The following is a 6026-nucleotide window of genomic DNA, read 5'->3' as shown; positions in this document are numbered from 1 at the left end:
TGCCAGCGAAGGCGTCAGCGCAGACAACGCTGGGCTCATATCATTCCCAATGATAGTTACCTTCGCCTCATTCGATTCGTGGTTGATAGTTGCAGATCGCAGAATCCGCCCACTCTCAATACATTGGCGGATCTATCCATGGAACACTCACTCAAACCCTTGCGCTATCCCCTTGCTGCCCTGGCACTGGTGGTGATGAGTGCCTGTGGCCGCACCCCGGAGGCCCCGCAAGCCCCCGGCGCGCCTAAAGTCAGCGTGGCCAAGGTACTGGAGCAACCGATCAATGAATGGGACGAGTTCACCGGCCGCCTCGAAGCCCCGGAAACCGTCGAAGTACGCCCGCGCGTCTCCGGCCAGATCGACCAGGTAGCCTTCACCGAAGGCGCCAAGGTCAAGAAAGGCGACCTGCTGTTCCAGATCGATCCGCGCCCGTTCCAGGCCCAGGTACGCCAACTTGAAGCCCAACTGCAACAAGCCCGCGCCACCGCCACCCGCAGCCAGAACGAAGCCCAGCGCGGCGAGCGCCTGCGCAGCAGCAACGCGATTTCCGCCGAGCTCGCCGAGTCGCGCACCAGCGCCGCCACCGAAGCCCGCGCCGGCGTCGCCGCGATCCAGGCACAGCTGGACCTGGCCAGGCTCAACCTGAGCTTCACCCGCGTCACCGCGCCGATCAGCGGCCGCGTCAGTCGCGCCCAGTTCACTGCCGGCAACATCGTCACCGCCGACGTCACCCCGCTCACCAGCGTGGTCTCCACCGACAAGGTGTACGCCTACTTCGACGCCGACGAGCGCGTGTACCTCAAATACACCCAGCTGGCGCGCGACGGCCAGCGCGGCCAGAGCACCCCGGTGTACCTGGGCCTGTCCAATGAAACCGGCAACCCGCACCTGGGCCAGATGAACTTCGTCGACAACCAGGTCAACCCGCGCACCGGCACCATTCGCGGTCGCGCCGTGTTCGACAACAGCGACGGCCAGTTCACCCCCGGCCTGTACGCACGCCTGAAACTGGTCGGCAGCGCCACCTACTCCGCCGTGCTGATCAACGATGAAGCCGTCGGCACCGACCTTGGCAAGAAGTTCGTGCTGGTGATGGACAAGGACAACAAGGCCGATTATCGCGCAGTGGAACTGGGCCCCAAACTCGAAGGCCTGCGCATCGTGCGCAGCGGCCTGAACAAGGAAGACCGCATTGTGGTCAAGGGCCTGCAGCGCGTGCGCCCAGGCTCGGCAGTCAGCCCTGAAGAAACCCCGATGGCCAGCGATACCACCCTCGCCGCCCTCGCCCAGCAACGCCAGGCCCTGGAAGCCAGCACGGCGAGCAAGCCGGTTGCGGTCAAGCTCGCCAGTGCCTCGGCACCCCGCGGTTAAGGGACGACTCCAATGAATTTTTCCCAGTTTTTCATCACCCGGCCGATCTTCGCCGCGGTGCTTTCGCTGCTGATCCTGATTGCCGGCAGCATCTCGCTGTTCCAGCTGCCGATCAGCGAGTACCCCGAAGTCGTGCCACCCACCGTAGTGGTGCGCGCCAGCTTCCCCGGCGCCAACCCCAAGGTCATCGGCGAAACCGTAGCCGCGCCGCTGGAGCAAGCCATCACCGGCGTCGAGAACATGCTGTACATGTCCTCGCAGTCCACCGCCGACGGCAAGATCACCCTGACCATCACCTTCGCCCTGGGCACCGACCTGGACAACGCGCAGGTACAGGTGCAGAACCGCGTGACACGCACCCAGCCCAAGCTGCCTGAAGAGGTGACGCGCATCGGCATCACCGTCGACAAGGCCTCGCCGGACCTGACCATGGTGGTTCACCTCACCTCGCCCGACGACCGCTACGACATGCTCTACCTGTCCAACTACGCCATTCTCAACATCAAGGACGAACTGGCGCGCCTGGGCGGCGTGGGCGACGTGCAACTGTTCGGCATGGGCGACTACTCGCTGCGCGTATGGCTGGACCCGAACAAGACCGCTTCGCGCAACCTGACCGCCAGTGACGTGGTCACTGCGATCCGCGAGCAGAACCGCCAGGTCGCCGCCGGCCAGCTCGGCTCGCCACCGGCCCCAAGTGCCACCAGCTTCCAGCTGTCGGTCAACACCCAGGGGCGTCTGGTCAGCGAAGAGGAATTCGAGAACATCATCATCCGCGCCGGCGCCGATGGCGAAATCACCCGCCTCAAAGACATCGCCCGCGTCGAGCTCGGCTCGAGCCAGTACGCCCTGCGCTCGTTGCTCAACAACAAGCCGGCGGTGGCGATCCCGATCTTCCAGCGCCCAGGTTCCAACGCCATCGAGATCTCCGACGACGTGCGCGCCAAGATGGCCGAACTGAAGAAGGACTTCCCCGAGGGCATGGACTACAGCATCGTCTACGACCCGACCGTGTTCGTGCGCGGTTCGATCGAGGCCGTGGTGCACACGCTGTTCGAAGCACTGATCCTGGTAGTGCTGGTGGTGATTCTGTTCCTGCAGACCTGGCGCGCCTCGATCATCCCGCTGGTGGCCGTACCGGTGTCGCTGATCGGCACCTTCGCGGTGATGCACCTGTTCGGCTTCTCGCTCAACGCGCTGTCGCTGTTCGGGCTGGTACTGGCCATCGGCATCGTGGTGGATGACGCCATCGTGGTGGTGGAGAACGTGGAGCGCAATATCGAGCTGGGGCACACACCGCTGGAGGCGACCAAGCGCGCCATGGGTGAAGTGACCGGGCCGATCATCGCGACCGCCCTGGTACTGTGCGCGGTGTTCATCCCGGCTGCGTTCATCTCGGGGCTCACCGGGCAGTTCTACAAGCAGTTTGCACTGACCATCGCAATCTCGACGGTGATCTCCGCGTTCAACTCGCTGACCCTGTCGCCAGCGCTGGCCGCGGTGCTGCTCAGGGGCCACAACGCGCCCAAGGACCGTTTCTCCAAGGTACTCGATCGCCTGTTCGGCGGCTGGCTGTTCAAACCGTTCAACCGCTTCTTCGAGCGCGCCAGCCACAGCTATGTAGGCACCGTGGGCCGGGTCATCCGCAGCAGCGGCATCGCCCTGTTCGTGTACGCCGGGCTGATGGTGCTGACCTGGATGGGCTTTGCCGCCACGCCGACCGGCTTTGTCCCGGCGCAAGACAAGCAGTACCTGGTGGCCTTCGCACAACTGCCCGACGCCGCCAGCCTTGACCGCACCGAAGCGGTGATCAAGAAAATGGGGGAAGCCGCCCTCAAGAACCCCGGCGTGGCGGACTCCATTGCATTCCCTGGCCTGTCGATCAACGGTTTCACCAACAGCCCCAACAGCGGCATCGTGTTCGTGGCCCTCAAGTCGTTCGACCAGCGCAAGGACCCCAGCCTGTCGGCAGCGGCCATTGCCGCCTCGCTGAACGCGCAGTACGCCGATATCCAGGACGCCTATATCGCGATCTTCCCGCCGCCGCCGGTGCAGGGGCTGGGCACCATCGGTGGCTTCCGCCTGCAGATCGAAGACCGTGGCAACCTGGGTTACGAAGCGCTGTACAAGGAAACCCAGAACGTCATCGCCAAGAGCTACAACGTGCCGGAGCTGGCCGGGCTGTTCACCAGCTACCAGGTCAACGTGCCCCAGGTCGATGCCGCCATCGACCGTGAAAAAGCCAAGACCCACGGCGTGGCCATCAACGATATCTTCGACACCCTGCAGATCTACCTGGGTTCGCTGTACGCCAACGACTTCAACCGCTTTGGCCGCACCTACCAGGTCAACGTGCAGGCCGAGCAGCAGTTCCGCCTCGATGCCGAGCAGATCGGCCAGCTCAAGGTGCGCAACAATCAGGGCGAAATGATCCCGCTGGCGACCTTCATCAAGGTCAGCGACACCTCCGGGCCGGACCGCGTGATGCACTACAACGGCTTCATCACCGCTGAAATCAACGGTGGCGCTGCGCCGGGCTACAGCTCGGGCCAGGCTGAAAAAGCCATCGAGAAGCTGCTCAAGGAAGAACTGCCCAACGGCATGACCTACGAATGGACCGAGTTGACCTACCAGCAGATCCTGGCCGGCAACACCGCGCTGTTCGTGTTCCCGCTGTGCGTGCTGCTGGCATTCCTGGTGCTGGCGGCGCAGTACGAAAGCTGGAGCCTGCCGCTGGCGGTGATCCTGATCGTGCCGATGACCCTGCTGTCGGCCATCACCGGGGTGATCCTGTCCGGTGGCGACAACAACATCTTCACCCAGATCGGGTTGATCGTACTGGTGGGGCTGGCGTGCAAGAACGCAATCCTGATCGTGGAGTTCGCCAAGGACAAACAGGCCGAGGGGCTCGACCCGCTGGCTGCGGTGCTGGAAGCCTGCCGCCTGCGTCTGCGTCCGATCCTGATGACCTCGTTCGCCTTCATCATGGGTGTGGTGCCGCTGGTGTTCTCCTCGGGTGCCGGTGCCGAAATGCGCCATGCCATGGGTGTCGCGGTGTTCTCCGGGATGATCGGGGTGACCTTCTTCGGCCTGTTGCTGACGCCGGTGTTCTTTGTGTTGATTCGTCGTTATGTCGAGCGCAGCGAGGCCCGCAAGGCGGCCCGTCAGCTGACGCTGGAGAAGCAAGCATGAACCATTTGAAACTGTGGGCCCCCAGCCTGCTGGTGCTGGCCCTGGCGGCCTGCGCCGTAGGCCCCGACTACCAGGCCCCGCACACCGACGCCGCGCACCTGGCGGCAGCCGACGCCCAGGAGGCCAAGGCGGCCTTCGACCGCAGCCGTTTCGATGCGATCTGGTGGCGTCAGTTCGACGACCCGATCCTGGACCAGCTGGTCAGCCAGTCGCTGGCCGGCAACCGTGAACTGCGGGTGGCCTTCGCCCGCCTCAAGGCTGCCAGGGCAATCCGTGACGATGTGAGCAACGATGCACTGCCCACCGTCACCAGCCGCGCCAGCAGCGACCTGGGCAAGGGTCAGATCCCTGGCCAGACCGAGCGCCGGGTCAACAGCGAGCGCTATGACCTGGGTCTGGACATGGCCTGGGAGCTGGACCTGTTTGGCCGCATCCAGCGCCAGCTGGAAGCCAGCGAGGCGCAGGAGGCGTCGGCCCAGGCCGACCTGCAACAATTGCAGGTGAGCCTGATTGCCGAGTTGGTCGATGCGTATGGACAACTGCGCGGGGCGCAATTGCGCGAGAAGATTGCGCTGGCCAACCTCAAGACCCAGCAGGACTCGCGCGGCATTACCGAAACCTTGCGGGATGCCGGGGTGGGTAACGAACTGGACGTGGTGCGCGCCGATGCGCGGCTGGCGGCGGTGGAGGCCAGCGTGCCGCAACTGCAGGCCGAGCAGGTGCGCTCGCGCAACCGTATCGCCACCCTGCTGGGCCAGCGCCCGGATGCATTGAGCGTCGACCTGTCACCGGCGCAGTTGCCGGCGATCGCCAAGGCCCTGCCGATTGGCGACCCGGGTGAACTGCTGCAGCGCCGACCGGATGTGCGCAGTGCCGAACGCCAACTGGCGGCGGCGACGGCGAATGTGGGCGTGGCCACCGCAGACCTGTTCCCGCGGGTCAGCCTCAGCGGCTTCCTGGGCTTTACCGCAGCGCGCGGTTCGCAACTGGGTTCCAGCGCAGCGCAGGCCTGGGCACTGGGCCCGAGCATCACCTGGGCCGCGTTCGACCTGGGCAGTGTAAGGGCGCGGTTGCGCGGGGCGAATGCCGAGGCCGAGGGCGCGTTGGCGACCTATGAGCAGCAGGTACTGCTGGCGCTGGAAGAATCGGAAAATGCGTTCAGTGATTACGCCAAGCGTCAGCAGCGGCTGATGGCGTTGCTACGCCAGAGCGAGGCGAGCCGCAAGGCCGCAGACCTGGCGTCGATCCGGTATCGCGAAGGCACGGTGGACTACCTGGTACTGCTGGATGCCGAGCGTGAACGGCTCAATGCCGAGGATGCGCAGGCACTGGGCGAGGTCGACCTGTACCGCGGCATCGTGGCGATCTACAAGGCGCTAGGTGGCGGCTGGCAGACCGACAGCGTGGCGGCGGCGAACTGATTCAAGGCTCCTTTGGTTGGTTAGCACCGACCACTTTGCCCC

At 64.8% G+C, this 6026-nt stretch carries 3 protein-coding genes; all 3 read left to right on the top strand.

What is annotated here, in order from left to right; all coding sequences use genetic code 11:
- Nucleotides 1-138 precede the first annotated feature (138 nt).
- From mexE to KUO17_RS25770, 3 genes are read left to right on the top strand one after another with little or no spacing between them, the layout of a single operon-like run.
- Nucleotides 139-1371, top strand: a complete 1233-nt coding sequence (gene mexE / locus KUO17_RS25780; protein ID WP_217978382.1) for a multidrug efflux RND transporter periplasmic adaptor subunit MexE — start codon at nucleotides 139-141, stop codon at nucleotides 1369-1371.
- Nucleotides 1372-1383: 12 nt separating this feature from the next.
- Nucleotides 1384-4563: an efflux RND transporter permease subunit gene (locus KUO17_RS25775; protein WP_217978381.1), complete on the top strand. Its 3180-nt coding sequence runs from the start codon at nucleotides 1384-1386 to the stop codon at nucleotides 4561-4563.
- Complete coding sequence (locus KUO17_RS25770; RefSeq protein ID WP_217978380.1) at nucleotides 4560-5984, top strand: efflux transporter outer membrane subunit; 1425 nt, start codon at nucleotides 4560-4562, stop codon at nucleotides 5982-5984. Before KUO17_RS25775 ends, KUO17_RS25770 begins: the two co-directional genes overlap by 4 nt.
- Nucleotides 5985-6026: the final 42 nt, after the last annotated feature.

It is taken from the genome of Pseudomonas aegrilactucae, assembly GCF_019168305.1.
Classification (GTDB): Bacteria; Pseudomonadota; Gammaproteobacteria; order Pseudomonadales; family Pseudomonadaceae; genus Aquipseudomonas; species Aquipseudomonas aegrilactucae.
Note: the sequence above shows the minus strand (reverse complement) of the source record. Positions and strands in the feature narration are given on the sequence as shown.